This is a genomic window from Pseudomonas sp. LBUM920 (assembly GCF_003852315.1).
Classification (GTDB): Bacteria; Pseudomonadota; Gammaproteobacteria; order Pseudomonadales; family Pseudomonadaceae; genus Aquipseudomonas.
This window is the reverse complement of record NZ_CP027762.1, coordinates 6,055,265-6,079,197: the sequence shown is the minus strand read 5'-3', so window position 1 is coordinate 6,079,197 and position 23,933 is coordinate 6,055,265. Positions and strand designations below refer to the sequence as shown.

Genomic DNA, 23,933 nt, shown 5'->3' with positions numbered 1-23,933 from the left:
TGAGCCATCTTTATTCATTGTCGGTGGCCTGTCACCTGCCCCTAGGCTTGAGGCCTGTCAATTCAATTGTGGGTGAGGGGAATGGCCAAGCGGGTTTGCATCATCGGCGGCGGTGTCATCGGTTTGGCGAGTGCATACGCCTTGGTGCGCGCAGGCCATGAGGTCACGGTGATCGACGCGCGCGACAGCCTGGGCAGCGAAACCAGTTTTGCCAACGGCGGGCAACTGTCTTACCGCTATGTCGCGCCGCTGGCCGACGCCGGCGTGCCCCTGCAAGCGCTGGGCTGGCTGCTGCGTGGGGACTCACCGTTGACCCTGCGCCCGCGTCTCGATCCCCGGCAATGGCGCTGGATGGCGTCCTTCCTCGGCGCCTGCCGGGGGTCGGTGAACAAGCGTAATGCCGCTCACCTGCTGCGCCTGGCGTCTTTGAGCCAGGCCACCTTGCAGCAATGGCGCGAGGATGATCGCCTGGACGGCTTCGACTGGCGGCGCAACGGCAAGCTGGTGACCTTTCGCAGTGCCGGCACCTTTGAGCTTGCGCGCAGCAAGGTCACCGATTTTCTGCAACAGCAGGTGCTGTCGGCCGCGGAGTGCGCGCGCCTGGAGCCGGCGCTGGTGGGGGATGGTTTTGTCGGCGGTATTTACACGCCAAATGAAGAGGTCGCAGATTGCCATGCCTTCTGCCAACGACTGGCCGCGCGGCTTGAGGCTTCCGGGCGCTGCTCGTTTTTGCTTGGCCGCAAGGTCACGGAACTACGTCACGGCGACGGTGCGGTGCAGGCCATCGATCTAGGCGATGAAATGATGCCGGTGGACCAGCTTGTAATCGCTGCCGGGCATCGCAGCGCCGAGTTAGCGTTGCCGGGCCTGGCCCTTGCGCTGTATCCGCTCAAAGGCTACAGCCTGAGCGTGCCGATTGACGCGCAGCACCAGGCGCCGAATGTGAGCATCACCGATTACGACCGCAAGATCGTCTACGCGCGGATCGGCGAGCAGCTGCGAGTCGCCGCCATGGTGGATATTGTCGGTTTCGACGCCCGCCTTGAGCCCAAGCGCCTGGCGCTGATCAAACGCCAGGCGCTGGAGACCTTTCCCCATGGCGGCGATTACGCCCAGGCGGTCGAATGGGCCGGCATGCGCCCGGCCACTCCGACCGGTGTGCCGCTGATTGGCGCGAGTGCTTATCGCAATCTGTGGCTGAACCTGGGCCACGGTGCGCTCGGCTTTACCTTGGCCTGTGGCAGCGGCCAACTGCTGGCCGAGCTGATCGGCCAGCAGGTGCCTTCCATTGATATGCAGGGCCTGGCGCCCCGCGCGGCTTGATTCGTCACACCACCAACGGAGAATAACAATGAAAAAAATCCTGTTGACCGGCTGCACCCTGGGGCTTTTGTTGGGCGCTCAGGCTCAGGCGACTGAAGCACCTCTGGACGGCACGTTAGGCAAGATCGCCAGCGCCAGGTCCATCACGCTGGGTTATCGCGATGCGTCTGTGCCGTTTTCCTACGTGGGTGACAACAGCGGCCAACCCATGGGCTATTCAGTAGAGTTGGCGAGCAAGATCGTCGAGCGCATCCAGCAGAAAATCGGCGTGGCCAACCTTGGCGTGAAGTACACCCTGGTGACGTCTCAGACCCGCATCCCGCTGGTGCAGAACGGCACTGTGGACCTGGAATGCGGCTCCACCGGGGTGACCGCCGAGCGCCAGAAACAGGTGGCGTTTTCGTACGGGTTTATCTACGTGAAGGGCCAGTTGCTGACCGCCAGGGACAGCGGCATCAACGGGTTTGACGACCTCAAGGGCAAGAACGTGGTGACCACCGCCGGCACCACCAATGAGCGGTACCTCAAGCACAACAACGCCGAACACAACAGCAACATGTCGGTGATCAGTGCCAAGGACCACGGCGAAGCCTTCAAGATGCTTGAGACCGGCCGCGCGGCGGCGTTTTACATGGACGATGCGCTGCTCTACGGCGAGCGCGCCAAGGCCCGCGACCCGCACCGCTGGGTGGTGGTGGGCAAGGAGCAGTCGCGGGAGATCTACAGCTGCATGGTGCGCAAGGACGACCCGCAGCTTCTGGCGGTGGTCAACGAAACGCTGGCTGACCTTTACCGCTCCGGGGAAATCAACGGGATTTACCAGCGCTGGTTTGAACAGCCGATCCCGCCCAAGGGCTTGAACCTGGAATTCCCGATGACGGCTGAGTTGAAGGCGATTATCGCCAAGCCGGTCAGTGATCCGGTGGACTGACAACCCAATCCAAAATGTGGCAGCGGGTTTGCTCGCGAAGGCAGTGTGTCAGTTGATAAACAGGCTGACTGATCCACCGCATTGGCGAGCAAGCGCGCTCCCACATTGGGTTAGGGTTTGCACAGCGGGGTTAGAAGTCGCCCCACAGTTGCTGGGCGACGGCCAGCGCCACCACTGGCGCCGTCTCAGTGCGCAGCACGCGCGGGCCGAGGCGGGCGGCGTGGAAGCCGGCGCTTTGGGCGGTGTCGACTTCGTTATCGGTCAAGCCACCTTCAGGCCCGATCAAAAACGCCAGGCTGGCAGGCTTGGCATGGCTGATCATCGGCGCGGCCACCGGGTGCAGCACCAGCTTCAACTCCGCCTGGGCCTGCTTCAACCAGTCTGCCAGCAGCAGCGGCGGATGAATCACCGGCACCGTCGAACGCCCGCATTGCTCGCACGCGCTGATCGCCACCTGGCGCCAGTGCAGCAGGCGCTTGTCGGCGCGCTCGTCCTTGAGGCGCACTTCGCAGCGGTCGCTGAAGATCGGCGTGATTTCATTTACGCCCAGCTCGGTGGCTTTCTGAATCGCCCAGTCCATACGCTCGCCCCGGGACAGGCCCTGGCCGAGGTGGATGTGCAGCGGCGATTCGCTCTGGCCTGCGAAACTTTGCGTGAGTTGCACGCTGACGCGTTTTTTACCGACCTCCAGCAATGTGCCCAAAAACTCCTGGCCGGAGCCGTCGAACAGTTGCACGGCATCGCCTTCGCCCATGCGCAATACACGGCTGATGTAGTGGGCCTGGGCTTCGGGCAGTTCGTGCTCGCCAAGGCTCAGCGGGGTGTCGGTGAAAAAGCGGGACAGTCTCATTTCTGTTCTCTGGAAATTTAAGTAGGTGCTATCAGCCCGGATCACGGAAGCCTGGGTGGAAGTCTTTCGGCACCGCAACGCTGACTTTATCGTTGGTGGCGATATCGATGCCTTCACTGGCCACTTCAGCCAAAAAGTCGATCTGCTCCGGTGTGATCACATACGGCGGCAGGAAATACACCACGCTGCCCAACGGCCGCAACAGCGCGCCGCGCTCCAGGGCATGTTCGAAGACTTTCAGGCCACGGCGTTCCTGCCACGGGTAGGCGGTCTTGGTGGCTTTGTCCTGGACCATCTCGATGGCCAGCACCATGCCGGTCTGGCGCACTTCCGAGACGTGCGGGTGGTCCGCCAGGTGCGCGGTGGCGGTGGCCATGCGCTGGGCCAGCGCCTTGTTGTTTTCGATGACGTTGTCTTCTTCGAAAATATCCAGGGTCGCCAGGGCCGCCGCGCACGCCAGCGGGTTGCCGGTGTAGCTGTGGGAGTGCAGGAAGGCGCGCAGGGTCGGGTAGTCGTCGTAGAAGGCGTCGTAGACATCGTCGGTGGTGACCACGGCCGCCAACGGCAGGTAGCCGCCGGTGAGGGCCTTGGACAGGCACAGGAAGTCCGGACGGATGCCGGCCTGTTCACAGGCGAACATCGTGCCGGTACGGCCGAAGCCCACAGCGATTTCATCGTGGATCAGGTGCACGCCGTAGCGGTCGCAGGCCTCGCGCAGCAGCTTGAGGTACACCGGATGGTACATGCGCATGCCGCCGGCGCCCTGGATCAGCGGTTCGACGATCACGGCGGCGACGGTGTCGTGGTTTTCGGCAAGGGTCTGTTCCATGGCCAGGAACATGTTCCGGGAATGTTCTTCCCAGCTCATGCCGTCGGGGCGCAGGTAGCAGTCCGGGCTCGGCACCTTGATGGTGTCCAGCAGCAAGGCCTTGTAGGTTTCGGTAAACAGCGGCACATCGCCTACCGACATCGCGGCTATGGTTTCGCCGTGGTAGCTGTTGGTCAGGGTCACGAAGCGCTTTTTGTTCGGCAGGCCGCGGTTGAGCCAATAGTGAAAGCTCATCTTCAACGCGACTTCGATGCACGACGAACCGTTATCGGCGTAGAAGCAGCGGGTCAGGCCTTCGGGCGTCATTTTGACCAGGCGTTCGGACAGCTCGATCACCGGCTGGTGGCTGAAACCGGCGAGGATCACGTGTTCCAGTTGGTCGACCTGATCCTTGATGCGCTGGTTGATGCGCGGGTTGGCGTGGCCGAATACGTTGACCCACCAGGAACTGACCGCATCGAGGTAGCGCTTGCCTTCGAAGTCTTCCAGCCACACGCCTTCACCGCGCTTGATCGGGATCAGCGGCAGTTGCTGGTGATCTTTCATTTGGGTGCAGGGATGCCACAGCACCGCGAGGTCGCGTTGCATCCACTGGTTATTCAAGCCCATCGGTTATCTCCTCGAAGCGGTCCTGCGGCCGGCGCAGGCGTAACAATCGCGCAAGCCTATGCAATGCCAGGCGGTGCCACAACCCATTACGGATGAATTGGCAGTAAACGCGGGACGGTCTGTCACGTTTCTCAGGAATAGTCCTTAATCCATTGTTAACGTACTGTGCATAACCTCTTGATCGTATTTCTCGATATTTCAAAGCGAAATTTTCCGCTTTAATTCGATAGGTAAATCGCTAGTCTTGGGCACAGTTCTTACGGGATTTGGGACATGCAGCTACGTAATTCACCGGCCCGCTATGGTTGGGTCAGCATGGTTTTGCACTGGGGCGTGGCCCTGGTGGTGTTTGGTTTGTTCGCGCTGGGCCTGTGGATGGTCGGTCTCGACTACTACAGCGCCTGGCGCAAAGACGCGCCCGACCTGCACAAGAGCATCGGCATCACGCTGTTCGCCATCATGCTCGTGCGCATCGTCTGGCGTTTGGTCAGCCCGCCACCACCGCCGCTGGCCAGCTACAGTCGTTTGACCCGTTTGGGCGCTGCGTTTGGCCATGCGTTCCTGTATCTCGGGCTGTTTGCCGTGATGATTGCCGGTTACCTGATTTCCACCGCAGACGGTGTCGGTATCCCGGTGTTTGGCCTGTTTGAGATTCCTGCCGTGGTTTCCGGACTACCGGACCAGGCAGACACCGCCGGTGTGGTGCACTTGTACCTTGCCTGGGTGTTGGTGGTCTTTGCCGGTTTGCACGGCGTGGCTGCATTGAAACACCACTTTATCGATCGTGATGCGACCCTCCTGCGAATGCTGGGGCGCAAAGCCTGATGTTCAACCTCGACTCACAAGGAATAGAAAGCATGTTGAAAAAGACACTCGCCGCTCTGGCAATCGGTTCTGCCCTGCTGTCCGCCGGTTCAGCGATGGCCGCTGACTACGTGATCGACAAAGAAGGCCAGCACGCCTTTGTCGACTTCAAGATCAGCCACTTGGGCTACAGCTACATCACCGGTACCTTCAAGGACCTGGACGGCAAGTTCAGCTTCGACGCTGCCAAGCCTGAAGACGCCAAGATCGAAGTGAACGTGCGCACCGCCAGCGTGTTCACCAACCACGCCGAACGTGACAAGCACATCGCCAGCAAAGACTTCCTGGACGTTGCCAAGTTTGCCGACGCCAAGTTCGTGTCCACCAAGGTCACGCCAACCGGCAAGAATGCTGATGGCAAAGTCACTGCTGACGTAGCAGGCGACCTGACCCTGCTGGGCGTGACCAAGCCAGTAGTGGTCAAGGCCACGTTCCTGGGTGAAGGCAAGGATCCATGGGGCGGCTACCGTGCCGGCTTCGAAGGCACCACCACCATCAATCGCCAGGACTTCGGCAAGCAGATGGACCTGGGTCCAGCGTCCAACTCGGTTGAGTTGTACGTGACGTTTGAAGGTGTGAAAGCGAAGTAATTTTCGCCTCGCACACAAAAATGCCCCGCATCTTTGGATGCGGGGCATTTTTTATGGCGCGTTGAAAATCAGCGGTTGCGGGTCAGCAACGCCGGTTTTTCACCACGAGGACGGCCTGGCAGTTGATCCAACTGCTCGGGTGTCGGGAAGCGGTCAGCCTTCGACTCCTTGTGGATGATCTTCGGCGCCGGGCCACCGCGCGGGTTCTGCACGGCAGGTTCGGACGAGCGTGGCTGGTCGTCACGGGCCGGGCGGCGGTTGTTGCTGCGCGAGTCTTCGCGACGGGCTTGACCGTCACGCGGTGCGCCATTGCGTGGGCCGCTGCGTTTGGCAGGTGGCGTGCCGGTGGTGCCGCCGCTGCTGTTGCGCGGACCATTCTGACGGCCGCCCTGCGGCTGGCCGCCACGTGGAGCGGCTGCGCCTGCACCCTGTGCCGGTGCACCTGGACGACGGCCACGGCCCTGGGCCGGTTTGGCCTGAGGCACGTAGTCGACGCGGTTACCGAAGTTGTCCACGTCGTCGTCGAGGAACTCGTCCGGGGCGCGGTCGGCGGCGGCGCGTGGCGGCTGGCTTGGCTGGCGCTGTTCGCGGGCCGGGGTGCCTTCGCGCGGCTTTTGCTCACGGGCTGGGCGTTCGCCACGGCCGTTGGTGGGCGCTTTGTCCTTGCCGCCTTTGTCCTTGCCTTTGTCGCGACGGCCACCGCCACCACCGCCGCCGTTCGGGCCATCGCCCTTCGGACCGCGTGGGTTGCGTGGGTTACGCACATCCGGACGCTCGCGCACTTCAGGCTTTTCAGCCTCTACGGCGCTGGCATCGAAGCCCATCAGGTCGCCGTCGGCGATTTTCTGCTTGGTCATGCGCTCGATGCTTTTCAGCAGTTTTTCTTCGTCCGGGGCGACCAGCGAAATGGCCTCGCCCGAACGCCCGGCACGGCCAGTACGGCCGATACGGTGCACATAGTCTTCGTCGACGTTTGGCAGCTCGAAGTTGACCACGTGTGGCAGTTGGTCGATATCCAGGCCGCGCGCGGCGATGTCGGTGGCGACCAGGATGCGCACTTCACCGGCCTTGAAATCGGCCAGGGCTTTGGTGCGCGCGTTCTGGCTCTTGTTGCCGTGGATGGCGACGGCGGTGAGGCCGTGCTTGTCCAGGTACTCGGCCAGGCGGTTGGCGCCGTGCTTGGTGCGGGTAAACACCAGCACTTGTTCCCAGGCGCCGGCGGTGATCAGGTGGGCCAGCAGCGCACGCTTGTGGCTGGCAGCCAGGCGGAATACGCGTTGCTCGATCCGCTCGACCGTGGTGTTCGGCGGCGTGACTTCGATGCGTTCCGGGTTGTGCAGCAGCTTGCCGGCCAGGGCAGTGATGTCCTGGGAGAACGTTGCCGAGAACAGCAGGTTCTGACGTTTGGCCGGCAGGCGCGCGAGGACCTTTTTCACGTCATGGACAAAGCCCATGTCGAGCATGCGGTCGGCTTCGTCCAGCACGAGGATTTCCACGTGGGACAAGTCAACGCTGCCTTGGCCGCACAGGTCGAGCAAACGACCCGGGCAGGCGACCAGCACGTCAACACCGCGGGACATGGCCTGAACCTGTGGGTTCATGCCGACGCCGCCGAAGATGCAGGCGCTGACGAACTTCAAGTCGCGGGCATACAGCTTGAAGCTGTCGTGCACTTGGGCGGCGAGTTCGCGGGTAGGGGTCAGGACCAGTACGCGCGGTTGGCGCGGGCCGTGACGCTGGGATTTGTCCGGGTGACCGTTGGGGAACAAGCGCTCCAGAATCGGGAGGGCGAAACCACCGGTTTTACCAGTACCTGTCTGAGCCGCAACCATCAGGTCGCGACCTTGCAACACGGCGGGAATGGCCCGCTGTTGCACCGGAGTAGGCTCGGTATAGCCCGCTGCCTCGATGGCGCGGACTAAAGCCTCGGAGAGACCGAGGGAAGCAAAGGACATGAGTAATCCTGTTTTAGTTAGGGCTTGGCCCAAAGGGATAATCTTGCCGGGCGTGAATGGCGCTTAGGGGAGCGCAACCCCGTCCGGTCCTGCTGCGTCTGGCGGGCACTCCACCGGCTCGCGCGGGCTGAAAGCTGCGCAGTAGCTGGGTTAGGTGCCTTTTTCAAGACCTCAGCGGCCGGGCGTGAGCCTGGCGGAAAGGCCGGAGTATAACAGAGCAATCACGGCGCGCTGCTTTCCTGCTGCTCAACGGTGTGTTCAGAGGCCGTAATGGCCTGGATTCCGCCGTATTTTGCGCTCAAGTCGGCGTAGGCCGGCTCTTGTTTGAAGCGCTTGAGCTCGGCGGCGAAGCGCTGCACCAGCAAATCCATGCCGGCGCCACGGCGCACGGCAAGGAACTGCGGCTGGCGGCTGACTACCACGGGTGCCTGGCTGACCTTGCCCTCCAGGCCCATGGCCTTGATCACATGCTGGCCCACTCGGCGGTCCGTAATGACCAGATCGATGCGCCCCAGCGACAGCTTGCCGAAGTTGGCCTCATGGCTGGGCGCCGGCTCGCGGTTGAACAAGGTCGACTCGCTGAAATCTTCGCCATAGAGGTAGCCAGGGGATGTACCGACGGTGAGCCCGCGCAGATCATCGAGGGTTTCGGCCGGATGGGGGCGGTCGTTGGCGTAGAACAGCACGAACTCGACATCCGACAGCGGCTCGCTGGGGTAAAGCAGCAGGGCGTCGCGCTCATGGCTGTGAAAGATGTCCAGTGCGCCATCGGCGTGGCCCTGGTCGAGCATCGCCAGGCAGCGCTTCCAGGGCAGGAATTGCCATTGCACGTCCACGCCCAGGCGTTGGAACACGGTCACCGTGGTTTCGTAATCCAGCCCGCGCATGCTGCCTTTGTCGTCGTAGACGTAGGGGGCCCAGGGCTCGGTGACAATGCGCAGTTTCTCACCGTAAGCGGTGAGGCTCAGGCAAGTAAAAAACACAGCAGTCAACAACTTGAGAATGACAGGCATGCCCTGAGGTTACGACGCTCTTGCGCTAAAGAGAAGCTCTGGCGCAAGCATTCGCGGGCACGTTGATGTGGCGCATTTAAAACAAAAAGGCCCTCGTATTGACGAGGGCCTTTGAGTCACGGAGCAAGCCTCAGCGTGGCAGCTTGAGGTTGTTCCAGATGGCCAGGCTCGGTTCAGCCTGGTTCAGGGTGTAGAAGTGCAACCCTGGCGCGCCACCTTGCAGCAGTTGTTCGCACATCTGGGTGATGACCTGCTCGCCAAACGCCTGGATGCTCTTGACGTCGTCGCCGTAGGCTTCCAGTTGCTTGCGCACCCAGCGCGGGATTTCAGCGCCGCAAGCGTCGGAGAAGCGCGCCAGCTTGCTGTAGTTGGTGATCGGCATGATGCCCGGCACGATCGGGATGTTCACGCCCATGGCCCGTACACGCTCGACGAAGTAGAAATAGCTGTCGGCGTTGAAAAAGTACTGGGTGATCGCGCTGTCGGCGCCGGCGTTGGCCTTGCGCACGAAATTCTGCAGGTCGTCTTCGAAATTGCGTGCCTGGGGATGCATCTCCGGGTACGCCGCCACTTCGATATGGAAGTGATCGCCGCTTTCTTCACGGATGAAACTCACCAGGTCATTGGCGTAGCGCAGCTCACCGCTGGCCATGCCCATGCCGGACGGCAAATCGCCACGCAGGGCGACGATGCGCTTGATGCCGGCTTGCTTGTACTGGGTCAGCAGGCCGCGCAGGTCGGCTTTGCTGTCGCCCACGCACGACAAGTGCGGAGCGGCGGGAACTTTGACTTCGCTTTCCAGCTGCAACACGGTGTTGATCGTGCGATCACGGGTCGAACCGCCGGCGCCGTAGGTGCAGGAGAAGAAGTCGGGGTTGTAACTGGCCAACTGCTTGGCAGTCGCCATCAGTTTTTCATGCCCAGCATCGGTCTTGGTCGGGAAGAACTCGAAGCTGTAGCGACGGTCTTGGGACATGGTAATACCCTTGAAAACTCATAAAACCGGGAGATGTACTCCGTCAATGTGGGAGGGGGCTTGCCCCCGATGACGATGTATCAGTCGACATAGTTGTTAACTGACATTCCGCTATCGGGGGCAAGCCCCCTCCTACATTAGAAGCCCGCTCCCACAAGGGGAGCAGGCAGCAGGCATATCAGTAGCGGTAAGCGTGCGGCTTGAACGGGCCTTCAACCGTCACGCCGATGTAGTCGGCCTGGGTCTTGGTCAGTTGAGTCACTACGCCGCCAAAGCCGCGGACCATTTCCAGGGCCACTTCTTCGTCGAGTTTCTTGGGCAGCACTTCCACGGTCAGGCGCTCGGCTTTCTGGGCAGGCGACAGGTCGGCGTACTTCTGGCCGAACAGGAAGATCTGCGCCAGAACCTGGTTGGCGAACGAACCGTCCATGATGCGGCTTGGGTGGCCAGTGGCGTTGCCCAGGTTAACCAGACGGCCTTCAGCCAGCAGGATCAGGTAGTCGTCGTTCTGTGGGTCAAAATCGCCAGCGCCGGTGCGGTGAACCTTGTGCACCTGCGGCTTCACTTCTTCCCATGCCCAGTTCTTGCGCATGAAAGCGGTGTCGATTTCGTTGTCGAAGTGACCGATGTTGCACACCACAGCGCGCTTTTTCAGGGCTTTGAGCATGTTCGCGTCGCAAACATTCACGTTACCGGTGGTGGTCACGATCAGGTCGATCTTGCCCAGCAGGGCCTTGTCGACGCTCGCTTCGGTGCCGTCGTTCTGGCCGTTGATGAACGGCGAAACCACTTCGAAGCCGTCCATGCAGGCTTGCATGGCGCAGATCGGGTCAACTTCGGAGACTTTAACGATCATGCCTTCCTGACGCAGGGACTGGGACGAACCCTTGCCCACGTCGCCGTAGCCGATCACCAGGGCTTGTTTGCCCGACAGCAGGTGGTCGGTGCCGCGCTTGATGGCATCGTTCAGGCTGTGACGGCAGCCGTACTTGTTGTCGTTCTTGCTCTTGGTCACCGAGTCGTTGACGTTGATGGCCGGGATTTTCAGCTCGCCCTTGGCCAGCATGTCCAGCAGGCGGTGCACGCCGGTGGTGGTTTCTTCGGTCACGCCGTGGACGCGGTCGAGGATCTGCGGGTACTTCTTGTGCAGCAGCTCAGTCAGGTCGCCGCCGTCGTCGAGGATCATGTTGGCGTCCCATGGCTTGCCATCTTTGAGGATGGTTTGCTCCAGGCACCACTCATACTCTTCTTCGGTCTCGCCTTTCCAGGCATAGACCGCGATGCCGGCAGCAGCGATAGCAGCAGCGGCCTGGTCTTGAGTCGAGAAAATGTTGCAGGACGACCAACGCACTTCGGCGCCCAGCGCGACCAGGGTCTCGATCAGCACGGCTGTCTGGATGGTCATGTGGATGCAGCCGAGAATCTTCGCGCCCTTGAGCGGTTGCTCAGCGGCGTATTTGCGACGCAGGCCCATCAGGGCAGGCATTTCGGATTCGGCGATAAAGGTTTCGCGACGGCCCCAGGCAGCGAGGGACATGTCGGCAACTTTGTAGTCGGTGAAATCTGCAGGCGTGATTACAGCGCTCATGAAGAGCCTCCATTCGTAGTGTGCGAATGGGCGCCGTTGTGCGTTTAGTATCAAACCCGATAAACCAGGCCTGACAACGCCCCATCCGAGCCTGACAGGTCGAGCCTGCTGCAGCGCCCCTCGGACAGGTGGCGGGAGAACGGTATCAATCAGAGATGACCGTTTTGAAGCGGTGGCGATTATAGCTGTGTGCGCCAGACTTCCCAAGCCTTTCTGTCGGGCATATGAAGATCGCTCATGGGCTTGATAGGCAACGGCTCATAGAGGTTGGGCCTGGGCTCTGCCATGATGTTGCCCATCATTTCGCAATACGCTTTGGAGTGACCATGAACTTCCACACCCGCAAATGGGTAAAACCCGAAGACCTCAACCCCAACGGCACCCTGTTCGGCGGCAGCCTGCTGCGCTGGATCGACGAAGAAGCGGCCATTTACGCGATTGTGCAATTGGGCAACCAGCGCGTGGTGACCAAATACATCTCCGAAATCAACTTCGTCAGCGCCTCGCGCCAGGGCGACATCATCGAGCTGGGCATCACCGCCACCGAGTTCGGCCGCACCTCGATCACCCTGACCTGCGAAGTGCGCAACAAGATCACGCGCAAAAGCATCCTGACCGTAGAAAAAATGGTCTTCGTCAACCTCGGCGAAGACGGCTTGCCGGCGCCCCACGGTCGCACTGAGATCAAGTACGTGAAGGACCAGTTCCAGGAAGACGGCATCAAGGACTAATCCTGCCGCTGGCCAGTGAACGCTATTGATAGGTCAAAGGTCGTACCTGAACAACGCCCCCCGTTCAGGTATCACCATGGCTACGCAAGCAGACGGCAAGACCCCTAATCTGTCGCAGGAAGAACAGCACGACGTCGACAAGAACCAGCCGCCCCGCGCGGCGGTTCTGCATGAAATTATCCGCACCCAGGGCGATCAGGAACTGGAACGCACCGTGGCCGCATTGTGGTGGTCGGCGCTGGCCGCCGGCCTGACCATGGGCCTGTCGTTGATGGGCATGGGCCTGCTCAATTCGCGGCTACCGGACGGCGAAGGGTTCAAAGTGATCGCCAGTTTCGGGTACTGCGCAGGTTTCCTGGCGGTGATCCTCGCCCGTCAGCAGTTGTTTACCGAAAACACCCTGACGGCCGTGCTGCCAGTGATGAGCAAGCCAACCCTGGCCAACGCCGGACGCTTGCTGCGCCTGTGGACAGTGGTGCTGGTGGGCAACCTGTGCGGCACCTTGCTGGTGGCGTATGTGATGCTGCATTTGCCGATCTTCGACACCAAGACCGACATGGCCTTCCTCGAAATCGGTCGCAAAGTCATGGAAAACGACCCCGGCCAGATGTTCGCGAAGGGCATTATTTCCGGCTGGATGATCGCCACCATGGTGTGGATGATCCCGTCCATGGAAAGCGCGAAAATGTTCATCATCATCCTGATTACCTACCTGATGGCGCTGGGTGACTTCACCCATATCGTCGTCGGGTCGGCGGAAGTCTCGTACCTTGTGTTTGCGGGCGAACTGCCGTGGAAGGATTTCTGGCTGGTGTTCGCCGGGCCGACGCTGGCGGGCAACATCATCGGCGGCAGTTTCATCTTTGCGCTGATCAGCCACGCACAGATTCGCAGCGAAAACAGTTTACCGGGCGAGACCGCAGACCCGCGCCACCCCCAGCAGGTCAACAAAGAGCGGTAAGCCGATTCGTCATAAATGAATGGCAAAGTCGCTGCGCGGCTTTCCATTCATGAAAGAAGGATCTTTATGCGGGCTTCCCCTTTTTTACGGGTGCGCAATGGGTGCGCGCTGATCGTGGCGCTGGGCGTGTTCGGCATGGCGCAGGCCAGGGACGATGCGGCGGATCGCTCGGTGACCATCGAAAAGAATACTCAACACTACGTGATCAACGCCGACGGCAGTTATGTGCTGCAGGCCGATAAGGTCACGTTGATCAACGAAGAGCGAGCCATCAGGTTCAGTGCCCAGCAGGCGGTCAGTTACAACCGCTCGCTGGACAGCCTGGAGATTGTCGAAGCCTTCACGCTCAAGCCCGACGGGCGCAAAGTGAGGGTCAACGCGCCGCAGATCAGGGAGCAACAGGAGCAGGCGTCGGCGAATGCCCCGATGTTTCAGGACTCACGGGTCAAAGTGGTGATTTTTCCTGAGGTGGCGGTAGGGGATCGTCTGAGCCTGCGCTACACACGAACGCGCAAGACGGCGTTATTCCCCGGCGAGTTCACTGACTTCGCCACGCCGAGCCTGAGCCAGACCCAAAATTACAGCCTGACCTATGACCTGCCGGCCGACAAACCCTTGTATGCCGAGGCTCGGGGTTTCAAGGCGGCCCCTGCGCAGGCCACGGCCGGGCGCAAGGTCTACCGTTGGGACTATGTGCCGGTTGACAAACTCCGACCTGAGCAGAGTGCTGTGGCCTACACCGACTATGGCCAAATCCTCGCCGTTTCGACCTTTGCAAACTACCAAGACCTGGCCAAAGCGTACCAGGCACGGGCCCAGGTCGAGGTGACGCCGCAAATCACTGAGTTGGCGCACACGCTCACGGCCGACCAGCCAACGCCTCGGGCCAAAGCCCTGGCGCTCAGTGACTGGGTGCGCAAGAACATCCGTTATGTGGCGGTGTACATCGATGCCGGCGGCGTGGTGCCACACTCGGCGCAGTCCGTGCTGGATAACCGTTACGGCGACTGCAAGGACCATGTGGCCTTGCTCGAAGCCATGCTGAAGGCCGTGGCCATCGACAGCTCGCCGGCGCTGATCAACCTGGGCAATGCCTACACCTTACCCACGGTGGCCGCGTTACGTGTGATCAACCATGTGATCACCTATGTGCCCAGCCTTGACCTATACCTGGACTCTACCGCCCGTTTCATCGCCGCCGGTTACCTGCCGCTGCAGGACCTGGATAAGCCAGTGTTGTTGACGCGCACCGGCGAGATGGCGCGTACCCCGGCCACTCAAGCTGGCAAGTTGTCCAGTGAGTTGGTGTTCAAGATCGATGACACGGGCGCGGCGGATTTTACCCAAACGTCTCTGGCCGAAGGTTGGCGCACGGAAGCGATGCGTTTTGGTATCAGGTCGCTGCCGCCGACGGAGCGTGAGCAGATCATTCAGAAAACGCTACGCAGCCATGGCCTGGCGGGCAGCGGTGCGCTGCAAACAGATGCACTCGACGGGGATGCGTCCGGCTTCAATACCACGTTGGCCGGGCGCACGGAAAACCTCGTCAACCTACCGGGGCCGATCGGCGTGCCGGCCCTCAGTCGGCTGGGCAGCAATATTGCTCAGGACGTGCAGGCCCTGTCGGTGGAAAAGGAGCGGCTGCAGAACTTCAGCTGTTTCGCCAACCAGAGTATTGAAAAGGCCCGCTTCGAGTTTCCCGAAGGGGTGAATATTCTGGCGGTGCCCAAGACCGTTTCGCTTAAGGGCGCGGATGTTACCTACGACGCCCGTTACGAGCGCAGCGGCAACACCGTACTGGTTTCCCGCACCCTGGCGTTCAGTCATCCCGAAGCGGTGTGCAGCCCTGCGTGGTTCAAGGCGATGCAGCCGATGATCGAGGCGATGTTCAATGACCTGAAAAGCCAGATCATTGTGCAGACCCTCTGACCGTAATGCGGGCGGCGAAGTCAGCTCGCCGCCCGTGTCCATCAGTGGGTCTCGGCCTGCGGAGCCGGTTCATCCTTGGTCACGTGTTTGACCAGCTTGCCGATGCTCAAACCCTGCAGCAGGATCGACGACAGCACCACGATGTAGGTGATGCTCAGCAACAAGTCGCGCTCCGGCCCCAACGGCAAGGCCAGTGCCAATGCTACCGACACCCCGCCACGCAGGCCGCCCCAGGTAAGGATACGGATAGTGCCTCGCGGTACGGTGCGCCAGCGGCGCAGCAACAGGATCGCCGGGGCCACGGTCAGCAGGCGCGAAAGCAGGATCGCCACCGCCAGCAAACTGGCCGCCAATACGTGCAGCCAGTTGAACGGCAACAGCAACAGCTCCATGCCGATCAACGCGAACAGCAGGGCGTTGAGCATGTCATCGAGCAACTCCCAGAAACCATCCAGATAGCGTCGGGTCATGTCGTTCATCGCCAGCTTGCGGCCCAGGTTGCCGATGATCAGGCCGGCAACCACCATCGCAATCGGTGCCGAGACGTGCAGTTCGGTGGCCAGCGCCGAGCCGCCGATCACCAGCGCCAAGGTCAGCATGACCTCAATCTGGTGCTGCTCGATGCTTTTGATCATCAAGTACACCAGGTAGCCGATCAGCCCGCCGAACACCACGCCGCCAATCGCTTCATGGGCGAACAGCATGGCCGTGGCGCCGACGGTTGGCGTTTCACCCAACTGCGCGATGCCCAGCAGCACGGTAAACACCACGACCGCGGTGCCGTCATTGAACAGCGATTCGCCGACGATGGTGGTTTTCAGCGGTTTCGATGCATTGGCCGTTCGCAGCACGCCCAGCACCGCAATCGGGTCGGTGGGCGAGATCAGCGCGCCGAACAGCAGGCAGTAGAGGAAACTCACGTGCCAGCCAAACAGGGCAAAAATGTAAAACGCCAGGCTGCCGATGACCACGGTGGCAATCAACACGCCGAAGGTTGCCAACAGACCGATGGGCCAGCGATAACTGCGCAAGTCATTCAGGTTGACGTGCAAGGCGCCGGCGAACAGCAGGAACGAAAGCATCCAGTTCATCAACAGATCGCCAAAGTCGATCTGGCCGATCAATTGCTGAATACGCTCCTCCAGGCCTGGGTAGCCGATGAAGCTCAGGCCTTGCAGGATCAGTGAGAACAGCAGGGCGGTGACCATCACGCCGATGGTGGGCGGCAGGCCGATAAAACGGAAGTTCACATACGTGAGCAGGGTGGTGAGGCAAATGAAGGCGGCGACAAGTTCAAGCATCCGGGGTCCTTGGAAGGTGGAGTGTGCGTTGGTTAATGGGTGGATGGACCGCAGCAGTGGCGGGATGTTGCAGGCCATGGGGCAAAAGGCCGGTAGAACCTTTGGCGGTGGCGCGGTTCATAGCGGTTAAGTGCGGTGTGGCATTTTTAGTGCTAAAACTCTAACCGCTGGCTAAAACTACAAAAGGAATCAGTGATGACGGTGGCTTTCTGGTGTGTGTTGATCGCAATTTTCCTGCCTTATCTGTGCACGGGTGTGGCCAAGTTCAGCGGCGGCAAGTTCGGGCCTCGGCAGAACCATGACCCTCGGGCTTTCCTGGACACCCTTGATGGGTTCGCCAAGCGCGCTCACAGTGCACAACTCAACAGCTTTGAAGTGACGCCGGCGTTTGCGGCGGCAGTGATCATTGCGCACTTGGCCGGCACGGCGTCACTGGTGACCATCAATGTGCTGGCGGTGCTGTTTATCACCAGTCGGCTGCTGTACATCATTTGCTACCTGGCGGACTGGGCGATGCTGCGTTCGCTGGTCTGGGCATTGGGCATGGCATTGATTGCGAGTTTCTTTTTTGTCTCGATCTAAGGCCTGATGCAATTTCTCGTGTGAGCTGGCTTGTTGTGCCGAGCCCGTTTGTCGTGCCGAGCGGAATGGGTGTGGAGCAGGCTTGTGGTGGCGAGCGGGCTTGCCCCGCGTTGGGGCGCAAAGCGGCCCCACTAAAAGCGCCGAGTTCTTTCAGAAAGAACGCGGTGTGTATTTTTAGGGCCGCTTCGCAGCCCAACGCGGGGCAAGCCCGCTCGCCACATCAATCCCGCTCGCCACATTAGGTCTGCTAGCCACACCAGCCCGCTCGCCACACACGCGTGCTCAGCACCATGAGTCGCGCCTATCAGTAAGCACTCAGGTACCGGCAGGTGCATCCGGCACGTGTGGCAACGCTGCGCCTTTGGGCCACAACATCCAGATCTGGCCCTGCTGCTTCATATTCCCCGCCAACTCGCCCGCTGCATCACCGGTGCCCCAGAACAAGTCTGCGCGCACTTCGCCGGTGATTGCACCGCCGGTGTCCTGTGCGGCCACGGGTCGGGCAATGGGCGAGCCGTCAGGTTTGGTGGTCGACAGCCATAACAGGCTGCCCAGCGGAATCACCTTGCGATCCACCGCCACGCTGTAGCCAGCCGTCAGCGGCACATTCAGTGAGCCGCGCGGGCCTTCATTGCTGTCCGGACGCGCGCTGAAAAACACGTAGCTGGGGTTGCTCGCCAGCAGTTGTGGAATACGTTGCGGGTTAGCCTTGGCCCAGGCGCTGATGGCGCCCATGGTCACGTCTTCTTTTTTCAGCTCGCCTTGCTCCACCAGCCAACGGCCGATCGGGCGGTACGGGTAACCGTTCTGGTCGCCATACCCCACACGCAGTTGGCGCCCGCCGGCGAGTTGAATGCGGCCCGAGCCCTGAATCTGCAAGAACTGCAGGTCCATCGGGTTGGTCAGCCAGGCAATCGGCTTGGCGGTGGAGCCCTGGCCGTTGATGGTGCTGGCGTCGTCATATGGCTTGAGCACACGCCCTTCGAGGCGGCCGCGCAGGCGCTTGCCCTTGAGTTCCGGGTAGATGCTTTCCAGGTTGACGATGATCAGGTCATCCGGCACCCCGTACACCGGCACATGGGCAGTGGCGGTTTCGGTCAGGCTGCCGGGGTAGACCGGTTCGTAGTAGCCGGTGATCAGGCCGTTCGGCGTGTTGTCGGCCGAGCGCAGGCCGAATACGTCCAGGCGCTCCTTGAGAAAGCTGCGCACCGCCGGCGCGTTGCCCGGCACGCTGGTCGCTGCTGCACAGGTCGCACCCCAGATCGGGTCGGCCTTCAGGCGTTGGCAGGCGCTGCGCCAGGACTCAAACCCGGCCAGCAGGTCGCTGTCGGAAACAGCCGGCAAGGCTTCCCACGGTGCACTCACATACGTGGCGACGGCATGGGGTTTAACGGTTTCATCTTTGCCGGCGTCTTTGTTGCCATCGCAGCCGGCCAGCAGTGCAATGATCGGCAGAGCCCACGCCAGGCGGCGGCTCCAGGGTTTCAAGGTGACATTCATACAAACACTTCCTGAAGCGATTGCCCGCGCCGCAGCGCGTTTGGGCAACCCTTATTATTAATAGGGCTATTGGTCTTTACGGGCGGGGCGAGGATACTGGCCGCCGTTCCCGTGACCTGAAGCCATCATGACTTTTAAAAGACTGACCGCTGTATTGCTGGCCTGCCTGACGTTATCCGCTTGTGGCGGTGTTGATCCGAATTCACCCCTGGGTCAGCGCAAGGCAATCTTCAAGCAAATGCTCAAGACCGGCGAAGACCTGGGCGGCATGTTGCGTGGGCGCATCCCTTTCGATGGCGCGAAGTTCGCCGAAGGCGCGGTCAAGCTTGACGCGTTGTCCCACGAACCGTGGAAGCATTTCCCGAGCGTGCGCGAAGAAGATCACACCAGCGCCAAGGACAGCGTGTGGCAAAAGCAGGCACGGTTCCAGGCGTTGGCCCGAAACCTTGAAACGGCCACCGGTGAACTGGTGATCGCCAGCCAGGTGCAGCCTTACAAAGCCAGCAACCTGGGGCCTGCGGTGCAGAAAGTCGAAGATGCCTGCACGGCTTGCCATAAACAGTTTCGGGATCACTGACCGGGTTTACTGGTCGAGTTCTTCAACAGCGTCCTGCAGCTCTTTGCGTGACTGCGCCAACTTGTCCTTACGCTTGTTGATCTTGTCTGCGTCACCCTTTTTCATCGCCTTGTCGAGGTCGGCCTGACGGCGGCTGACTTCGTGCTTGGCGTCGAGCACCTTGTTTTCGCGTTCTTTCCTCAGGGATGCGTCGGTGCAGTTGGCGGTGACTTCGCTCAGGGCTTTTTCCAGGCCAGCCTGTTGTTCGCTGTTGCCGTGGGCCTTGGCTTGTTCGATCTGAGCGCTGATGGCTTGGCGCTTGGCGGCGCAGCCGGTGAGTTCCGGCACCTCTTCAGCGGCCAGCAGGGGTGTCGCCATGAAGCTTGCAACCGTTAACAAGGCAAAAGGGGCAAGAAATTTCATAAAGGCTCCAGGGTGCAATCAAATGGCAGGATGAATTCTGCCGTAGGTTAAAAAATGGTCGGGCCAGGTTAGAACCCGTCTATCCCCGCCTCGCGGAGTGTCTGAGCCAACGCCTGTACTTGCGGGTCGCGAAAAAAGGCGCTCAATTGCGCTGCGCGGCCCGGGCCGATGCCATCGGTGGCCAGCCAGGCCTGGGTGTCTCTGGCGGCCAGGGTCTGCCAGCCGCCGTCCAGGTCGTTACGTGCCGAGGGCGGTACACCCAAGGCTTTGAGCCATTGTGCAAAGGGACGTTGCCGAGCGTTTTGAATGCTATCGAGCACCCGCGCGCGGCTGCGTTCGCCGAAGCCGTCAATGTTAGCAAGCTCTGCCGCATCCAGGGTCAACCAATCGAGAATGCCGGCGATTAGACCGGCCTGGATCAATATGTTCCAGGTTTCGCGGCCAATATGCGGCATGGCCAGGCCTTGGTTGCCGCTCAGCCAGGTCAGGCGGGCCAGCAATTGCTCCTCGCAACCAGGGTCCAGTTGCCAACAGCTCAAGGCGTGAAAATTACGCGCATCGGGCACTCGTACTTCCACCCTGTTCTCGTTGCGCAGGATCACGTGCTCCAAGCGGGGGATAACATGGCCGGCAAGGCTGATGGACACCTGATCGCCGGGGCGAATATCCAGCACTTGCCAGCGTTTCAGGGAGCCGACGCTCACGCGGTGGATATGCCGGTCATCCAGCCGTACCGGCTCCAGCTCAAGAATGGGCGTAATACGCCCGGTGCGGCCGATGTTGAACCGCACGTTACGCACCAGCGCGAGTGCCTTGGCGGCCGGGTATTTCCAGGCGACCGCCCAGTAGGGAGCGCTGGCTTGCCAGCGTTTGCCGGGCGCATGCACAGCCTGGTGCAATACCACGCCATCGCTGGCAAACGGTAGGGGATGGTTGTACCAGTAACTGCGCCAGTGTGAGGCTTCAGCGATGTTTTGGATGCGCTGGCTGTAGCGATGGCTATCGGTGAAGCCCCAGCGTGAGAGGGTGGTCAGGCGCTCGTTGAAGTCGGTCGGGCCGTCAGGCCAGGCCCAGACAAAGAGCCCGATCCCCGCGGCATCGGTGTCGCTCAACTGAAGGCGGTTCATCAACCCGGCCATCTTGCTGCGAGCATTCAGCCCGCCCTGTTTCGCCTGCACATGAGCGTCGAGGCGCCAATAGAGTTCGCCTTGCAGCACCAGGTCGATGGGCTCCGGCAGTTGCTGGACAATCCCGGGGATCCGGCGTGCGGCAGTCGACCAATCCTGGCCGAAGCGTCCGTCACCCCGGCTGATAAGCCGGCTCAACCGGCCCTGGCGATAGACCAGCGTCACCGCAACACCATCGACCTTGGGTTGAATCCATACGTCTTGCCGCGTCTTGAGCCATTCGTCGACAGCCTGCTCATCCAGTAACTTTTCAAGGCCGGTATGCGCGACCGGGTGAGGCCGCGTGCCCCGCGAACTCGCGAGTGGCTTGTCAGCCGTCAGGCCGTTTTTGGGGAAACACGTTCGCCAGTGGTCCAGGCGGTGGCGCGCCTGATCGTAGAGCTCATCGCTCACCGGGGATTGGCCGAGCCGGTGGTAGCTGTCATCCCACAGCGTGATCTGCCTGGCCAGCGCGCCGACCTGTGATCGGGCGTCCTCGGGACAGTCTTCTGCCCACACCAGAAAGGGCAAGGCACTGAGTAACAGAGCAATCAATAAACGCATCATGAGCATCCTTGCTCGGAAGGGGCGCCCAGCCTAAGTGATCCAGGCGACCACAAAAAAGCCCCGACAGCGCGGGGCTTTTTACCGGGTGTTTCGAATTACTTGAACAGGCCGCCCAACGCTTTCACCGCATCGTTCTTATTCATCTTGGCTTCCTGTGTTTGCTGCCTGGCGTCGACTTTGGCTTAAGACTCGGCCAGTTTGTTACAACCTTTGTTGACCTGCTCTCGTGCGGCTTTAAAAGCCTTCACGCTCAGCACGTCGTTCTTGGCCTGCGCCACGTCAATTTTGCTTTGCCGGTCTTTGGCGTGCGGCTGGCAGTCGCCGGTTTTGTCGCTCAGTCGGGTACTCAGAAACGTGTGATGCCTGTCGCGCAGGCAATAAAAAGCCCCGCCGGACGAACCCGGCGGGGCTTTTGGGGTAGCGCGTGCTTACAGGCCGGCGGCAGTGCGCAGGTCGTTGGCGCGGTCGGTTTTTTCCCAGGTGAACGTGGTGAAGGTGTCGTCGCCGACAGTCTTCTGCGCAGGGGTACGGCCGAAGTGGCCGTAGGCTGCGGTTTCCTGGTACATCGGGTGCAGCAGGTCAAGCATGGTGGTGATCGCGTATGGACGCAGGTCGAAGATCTCGCGCACCAGCTTGACGATTTTGTCGTCGCTGATCTTGCCGGTGCCAAAGGTATTCAGCGAGATCGACGTAGGCTGGGCTACACCGATAGCGTAGGAAACCTGGATCTCGCAACGCTCGGCCAGGCCGGCCGCAACGATGTTCTTGGCCACATAACGACCGGCGTAGGCCGCCGAACGGTCAACCTTGGACGGGTCTTTGCCCGAGAACGCGCCGCCGCCGTGACGGGCCATGCCGCCGTAGCTGTCGACGATGATCTTGCGGCCGGTCAGGCCGCAGTCGCCCACCGGGCCACCGATGATGAACTGGCCAGTCGGGTTGATGTGGAACTGGGTGTCCTTGGTCAGCAGTTCGGCCGGCAGCACGTGCTTGACGATCAGCTCCATCACGCCTTCGCGCAGGTCGGCGTAGGACACGTCCGGGTTGTGCTGGGTCGACAGTACAACGGCGTCGATACCCACGACTTTGCCGCCTTCGTAACGGCAGGTCACCTGGGACTTGGCATCCGGACGCAGCCACGGCAGCAGGCCGTTTTTGCGGGCCTCGGCCTGACGTTGCACCAGCTGGTGCGAGAAGGTGATCGGCGCCGGCATCAGCACCTCGGTTTCGTTGCTGGCGTAGCCGAACATCAGGCCCTGGTCGCCAGCGCCCTGATCTTCAGGCTTGGCGCGGTCCACGCCCTGGTTGATGTCGGGCGACTGCTTGCCGATGATGTTCATCACGCCGCAGGTCGCGCCGTCGAAGCCGACGTCGGAACTGTTGTAGCCAATCTTGGTGATAACGTCGCGCACGATCTGTTCCAGATCGACCCACGCGGTGGTGGTGACTTCACCGGCGATGATCGCCACGCCCGTTTTCACCAGAGTCTCGCACGCCACACGGGCGAACTTGTCTTCAGCAATGATGGCGTCCAGCACCGCATCAGAAATCTGGTCGGCGATTTTGTCCGGATGCCCTTCAGACACGGACTCGGAGGTGAAAAGGGAGTATTCGCTCATCTCGATGTTTTCCTGATATTTACCGATGGTGAGTGTCGCCAGCCGGCCGCTGAAAATGGCGGACCTGAATCTGGAAACCATTACGTAAACCTACATAGAGGCTTTCCCCGGGAACGAGTCCCGCAGCGGTGGCCCAACGGGCCAGATCGTCCTGTTCAAAACCCAACCAGAGATCACCGCAGGCCTCCTTGGCCCAATTCTGGTTGTGGCTGCATAAATCTGTGACCAGCAGGCTACCGCCGGGTTGCAGCAAATTTGCCATCTGCTTGAGGGCGTCGGCGGGGGCGGCGAAATGGTGCAAGACCATGTTCAACACCACGCAATCGGCCCGCAGGTTTGTGTCGTTCAACGCGTCCGCCAGCTGCAGGCTGACATTGCCCAGCGCCTCGCGCTCGCACAACTGGCGCGCCAGTTCGAGCATCGCCGGGCTGTTGTCCAGCGCCGTCACCTGCTTGAAGCGGCGCGCCAGCTCCGGCAGGAAACCGCCATCGCCAGGGCCGACTTCCAGCGCCGTGGCCGAATGACTGAAGCCCAGTTTGTCCAACAGCGCCAGTACGCTTTCGCGGTATTGCGGCAAGCCGGCAATCAGGTCTTGTTGGGCGCGAAACTTCTCGGCGACCCGTGAGAAAAAATCCTGGCTGGCGGCAGCGCGTTGTCCGTGAACTTGGCTGATGCGCGACTGCACGTCGCCGGGCAAGCTCAAGCTGTCCACCTCTTCCAGCAGCGCGGCGTGCAGTTTGCCGCCGAGCAGCTCGGTGTGGGGCAGGGCGCGGCGGTAAAAAATCGCATTGCCCTCGCGGCGGGTGGCCACCAGGTCAGCCTGGGCCAGGACCTTCAAATGGTGGCTCATGCCGGACTGGCCAATGGCGAAGATCTGCGCCAATTCCAGTACGCCGAAAGAGTCGTTGGCCAGTGCGCGCAATACGTTCAGGCGTAACGGATCACCAGCGGCCTTGCACAAGGCTGCCAGTTCATCGCCGTCGTCAGGACGCAGGGAGGGCACGGGTAGGTTCATAAGGCCAGCAGTCTAGTGACGGGTGGATATCCCCGCAAGGCCAATATCAAAAAGT

General features: G+C 61.1%; 21 protein-coding genes, 1 pseudogene and 1 riboswitch. Of the genes and pseudogenes, 9 read left to right on the top strand and 13 right to left on the bottom strand.

The window, feature by feature from the left end:
- Window positions 1-81 precede the first annotated feature (81 nt).
- Together C4J83_RS28245 and C4J83_RS28240 are read left to right on the top strand one after the other, a co-directional pair.
- Window positions 82-1,323, top strand: a complete 1,242-nt coding sequence (locus C4J83_RS28245; protein WP_124418642.1) for a D-amino acid dehydrogenase — start codon at window positions 82-84, stop codon at window positions 1,321-1,323.
- Between the two features lie 28 nt (window positions 1,324-1,351).
- Window positions 1,352-2,254 (top strand): transporter substrate-binding domain-containing protein, encoded by a 903-nt coding sequence (locus C4J83_RS28240; protein WP_124418641.1) that lies wholly within the window; start codon window positions 1,352-1,354, stop codon window positions 2,252-2,254.
- Window positions 2,255-2,384: 130 nt separating this feature from the next.
- Here C4J83_RS28240 and C4J83_RS28235 read toward each other — a convergent pair whose 3' ends face one another.
- Window positions 2,385-3,104 (bottom strand): 16S rRNA (uracil(1498)-N(3))-methyltransferase, encoded by a 720-nt coding sequence (locus C4J83_RS28235; RefSeq protein ID WP_124418640.1) that lies wholly within the window; start codon window positions 3,102-3,104, stop codon window positions 2,385-2,387.
- Window positions 3,105-3,135: 31 nt separating this feature from the next.
- Complete coding sequence (locus C4J83_RS28230) at window positions 3,136-4,542, bottom strand: adenosylmethionine--8-amino-7-oxononanoate transaminase (protein ID WP_119737513.1); 1,407 nt, start codon at window positions 4,540-4,542, stop codon at window positions 3,136-3,138.
- Between the two features lie 273 nt (window positions 4,543-4,815).
- Between C4J83_RS28230 and C4J83_RS28225 the strand changes: the two genes are divergently transcribed.
- Together C4J83_RS28225 and C4J83_RS28220 are read left to right on the top strand one after the other, a co-directional pair.
- On the top strand, window positions 4,816-5,367 hold the full coding sequence (locus C4J83_RS28225; RefSeq protein WP_106575643.1) for a cytochrome b: 552 nt from the start codon (window positions 4,816-4,818) through the stop codon (window positions 5,365-5,367).
- A 32-nt stretch (window positions 5,368-5,399) separates the two neighbouring features.
- On the top strand, window positions 5,400-5,996 hold the full coding sequence (locus C4J83_RS28220) for a YceI family protein (protein WP_106575642.1): 597 nt from the start codon (window positions 5,400-5,402) through the stop codon (window positions 5,994-5,996).
- A 68-nt stretch (window positions 5,997-6,064) separates the two neighbouring features.
- Here C4J83_RS28220 and rhlE2 read toward each other — a convergent pair whose 3' ends face one another.
- The 4 genes from rhlE2 to ahcY all read right to left on the bottom strand — a co-directional run bounded on the left by rhlE2 (window position 6,065) and on the right by ahcY (window position 11,528).
- Window positions 6,065-7,951, bottom strand: a complete 1,887-nt coding sequence (gene rhlE2 / locus C4J83_RS28215; protein WP_106575641.1) for an RNA helicase RhlE2 — start codon at window positions 7,949-7,951, stop codon at window positions 6,065-6,067.
- A gap of 221 nt (window positions 7,952-8,172) precedes the next feature.
- On the bottom strand, window positions 8,173-8,964 hold the full coding sequence (locus C4J83_RS28210; RefSeq protein ID WP_106575640.1) for a substrate-binding periplasmic protein: 792 nt from the start codon (window positions 8,962-8,964) through the stop codon (window positions 8,173-8,175).
- A gap of 130 nt (window positions 8,965-9,094) precedes the next feature.
- Window positions 9,095-9,940, bottom strand: coding sequence for a methylenetetrahydrofolate reductase [NAD(P)H] (gene metF, locus C4J83_RS28205; protein ID WP_106575639.1), 846 nt, complete (start codon window positions 9,938-9,940; stop codon window positions 9,095-9,097).
- 178 nt (window positions 9,941-10,118) lie between these two features.
- Window positions 10,119-11,528, bottom strand: coding sequence for an adenosylhomocysteinase (gene ahcY / locus C4J83_RS28200; RefSeq protein ID WP_106575638.1), 1,410 nt, complete (start codon window positions 11,526-11,528; stop codon window positions 10,119-10,121).
- Between the two features lie 21 nt (window positions 11,529-11,549).
- Window positions 11,550-11,656, bottom strand: a riboswitch (S-adenosyl-L-homocysteine riboswitch).
- Between the two features lie 198 nt (window positions 11,657-11,854).
- Between ahcY and C4J83_RS28195 the strand changes: the two genes are divergently transcribed.
- From C4J83_RS28195 to C4J83_RS28185, 3 genes are all read left to right on the top strand, one after another.
- The gene (locus C4J83_RS28195) at window positions 11,855-12,259 is read left to right on the top strand and encodes an acyl-CoA thioesterase (protein ID WP_064454506.1); all 405 of its coding nucleotides are present in this window, start codon (window positions 11,855-11,857) and stop codon (window positions 12,257-12,259) included.
- Window positions 12,260-12,335: 76 nt separating this feature from the next.
- Window positions 12,336-13,220, top strand: coding sequence for a formate/nitrite transporter family protein (locus C4J83_RS28190; RefSeq protein WP_106575637.1), 885 nt, complete (start codon window positions 12,336-12,338; stop codon window positions 13,218-13,220).
- Between the two features lie 66 nt (window positions 13,221-13,286).
- Complete coding sequence (locus tag C4J83_RS28185; RefSeq protein WP_124418639.1) at window positions 13,287-15,149, top strand: DUF3857 domain-containing transglutaminase family protein; 1,863 nt, start codon at window positions 13,287-13,289, stop codon at window positions 15,147-15,149.
- Window positions 15,150-15,190: 41 nt separating this feature from the next.
- Here C4J83_RS28185 and C4J83_RS28180 read toward each other — a convergent pair whose 3' ends face one another.
- The gene (locus C4J83_RS28180) at window positions 15,191-16,450 is read right to left on the bottom strand and encodes a cation:proton antiporter (RefSeq protein ID WP_106575635.1); all 1,260 of its coding nucleotides are present in this window, start codon (window positions 16,448-16,450) and stop codon (window positions 15,191-15,193) included.
- 195 nt (window positions 16,451-16,645) lie between these two features.
- On the opposite strand from C4J83_RS28180, the gene C4J83_RS28175 reads away from it, so the two are divergent.
- The gene (locus C4J83_RS28175) at window positions 16,646-17,032 is read left to right on the top strand and encodes an MAPEG family protein (RefSeq protein WP_106575634.1); all 387 of its coding nucleotides are present in this window, start codon (window positions 16,646-16,648) and stop codon (window positions 17,030-17,032) included.
- 315 nt (window positions 17,033-17,347) lie between these two features.
- Here the strand turns inward: C4J83_RS28175 and mltA are convergent, their stop codons facing one another.
- Window positions 17,348-18,532: a murein transglycosylase A gene (mltA, locus tag C4J83_RS28165; protein WP_124418637.1), complete on the bottom strand. Its 1,185-nt coding sequence runs from the start codon at window positions 18,530-18,532 to the stop codon at window positions 17,348-17,350.
- A 127-nt stretch (window positions 18,533-18,659) separates the two neighbouring features.
- Here mltA and C4J83_RS28160 point away from each other — a divergent pair, with 127 nt between their 5' ends.
- Window positions 18,660-19,109 carry a c-type cytochrome gene (locus C4J83_RS28160; RefSeq protein WP_124418636.1) on the top strand — a complete coding sequence of 150 codons (450 nt, stop codon included), beginning with the start codon at window positions 18,660-18,662 and terminating at the stop codon, window positions 19,107-19,109.
- A 6-nt stretch (window positions 19,110-19,115) separates the two neighbouring features.
- Here C4J83_RS28160 and C4J83_RS28155 read toward each other — a convergent pair whose 3' ends face one another.
- The 5 genes and pseudogenes from C4J83_RS28155 to C4J83_RS28135 form a co-directional block, all read right to left on the bottom strand.
- Window positions 19,116-19,511: a DUF1090 domain-containing protein gene (locus C4J83_RS28155; RefSeq protein ID WP_124418635.1), complete on the bottom strand. Its 396-nt coding sequence runs from the start codon at window positions 19,509-19,511 to the stop codon at window positions 19,116-19,118.
- 68 nt (window positions 19,512-19,579) lie between these two features.
- Window positions 19,580-21,244, bottom strand: coding sequence for an NAD-dependent DNA ligase LigB (gene ligB, locus C4J83_RS28150; protein ID WP_124418634.1), 1,665 nt, complete (start codon window positions 21,242-21,244; stop codon window positions 19,580-19,582).
- 95 nt (window positions 21,245-21,339) lie between these two features.
- Window positions 21,340-21,622: pseudogene (locus C4J83_RS30880) on the bottom strand (hypothetical protein).
- Window positions 21,623-21,672: 50 nt separating this feature from the next.
- Window positions 21,673-22,863, bottom strand: a complete 1,191-nt coding sequence (metK, locus tag C4J83_RS28140) for a methionine adenosyltransferase (RefSeq protein WP_099234792.1) — start codon at window positions 22,861-22,863, stop codon at window positions 21,673-21,675.
- A 19-nt stretch (window positions 22,864-22,882) separates the two neighbouring features.
- On the bottom strand, window positions 22,883-23,878 hold the full coding sequence (locus C4J83_RS28135; RefSeq protein WP_119737523.1) for an ArsR/SmtB family transcription factor: 996 nt from the start codon (window positions 23,876-23,878) through the stop codon (window positions 22,883-22,885).
- Window positions 23,879-23,933 lie beyond the last annotated feature (55 nt).

Excerpts from the sequence above, each read along its gene's own strand:
- C4J83_RS28245 (WP_124418642.1), top strand. The coding sequence starts at position 82 with ATGGCCAAGCGGGTTTGCATCATCGGCGGCGGTGTCATCGGTTTGGCG.
- C4J83_RS28240 (WP_124418641.1), top strand. The coding sequence starts at position 1,352 with ATGAAAAAAATCCTGTTGACCGGCTGCACCCTGGGGCTTTTGTTGGGC.
- C4J83_RS28235 (WP_124418640.1), bottom strand. The coding sequence starts at position 3,104 with ATGAGACTGTCCCGCTTTTTCACCGACACCCCGCTGAGCCTTGGCGAG.
- C4J83_RS28230 (WP_119737513.1), bottom strand. The coding sequence starts at position 4,542 with ATGGGCTTGAATAACCAGTGGATGCAACGCGACCTCGCGGTGCTGTGG.
- C4J83_RS28225 (WP_106575643.1), top strand. The coding sequence starts at position 4,816 with ATGCAGCTACGTAATTCACCGGCCCGCTATGGTTGGGTCAGCATGGTT.
- C4J83_RS28220 (WP_106575642.1), top strand. The coding sequence starts at position 5,400 with ATGTTGAAAAAGACACTCGCCGCTCTGGCAATCGGTTCTGCCCTGCTG.
- rhlE2 (WP_106575641.1), bottom strand. The coding sequence starts at position 7,951 with ATGTCCTTTGCTTCCCTCGGTCTCTCCGAGGCTTTAGTCCGCGCCATC.
- C4J83_RS28210 (WP_106575640.1), bottom strand. The coding sequence starts at position 8,964 with ATGCCTGTCATTCTCAAGTTGTTGACTGCTGTGTTTTTTACTTGCCTG.
- metF (WP_106575639.1), bottom strand. The coding sequence starts at position 9,940 with ATGTCCCAAGACCGTCGCTACAGCTTCGAGTTCTTCCCGACCAAGACC.
- ahcY (WP_106575638.1), bottom strand. The coding sequence starts at position 11,528 with ATGAGCGCTGTAATCACGCCTGCAGATTTCACCGACTACAAAGTTGCC.
- C4J83_RS28195 (WP_064454506.1), top strand. The coding sequence starts at position 11,855 with ATGAACTTCCACACCCGCAAATGGGTAAAACCCGAAGACCTCAACCCC.
- C4J83_RS28190 (WP_106575637.1), top strand. The coding sequence starts at position 12,336 with ATGGCTACGCAAGCAGACGGCAAGACCCCTAATCTGTCGCAGGAAGAA.
- C4J83_RS28185 (WP_124418639.1), top strand. The coding sequence starts at position 13,287 with ATGCGGGCTTCCCCTTTTTTACGGGTGCGCAATGGGTGCGCGCTGATC.
- C4J83_RS28180 (WP_106575635.1), bottom strand. The coding sequence starts at position 16,450 with ATGCTTGAACTTGTCGCCGCCTTCATTTGCCTCACCACCCTGCTCACG.
- C4J83_RS28175 (WP_106575634.1), top strand. The coding sequence starts at position 16,646 with ATGACGGTGGCTTTCTGGTGTGTGTTGATCGCAATTTTCCTGCCTTAT.
- mltA (WP_124418637.1), bottom strand. The coding sequence starts at position 18,532 with ATGAATGTCACCTTGAAACCCTGGAGCCGCCGCCTGGCGTGGGCTCTG.
- C4J83_RS28160 (WP_124418636.1), top strand. The coding sequence starts at position 18,660 with ATGACTTTTAAAAGACTGACCGCTGTATTGCTGGCCTGCCTGACGTTA.
- C4J83_RS28155 (WP_124418635.1), bottom strand. The coding sequence starts at position 19,511 with ATGAAATTTCTTGCCCCTTTTGCCTTGTTAACGGTTGCAAGCTTCATG.
- ligB (WP_124418634.1), bottom strand. The coding sequence starts at position 21,244 with ATGATGCGTTTATTGATTGCTCTGTTACTCAGTGCCTTGCCCTTTCTG.
- metK (WP_099234792.1), bottom strand. The coding sequence starts at position 22,863 with ATGAGCGAATACTCCCTTTTCACCTCCGAGTCCGTGTCTGAAGGGCAT.
- C4J83_RS28135 (WP_119737523.1), bottom strand. The coding sequence starts at position 23,878 with ATGAACCTACCCGTGCCCTCCCTGCGTCCTGACGACGGCGATGAACTG.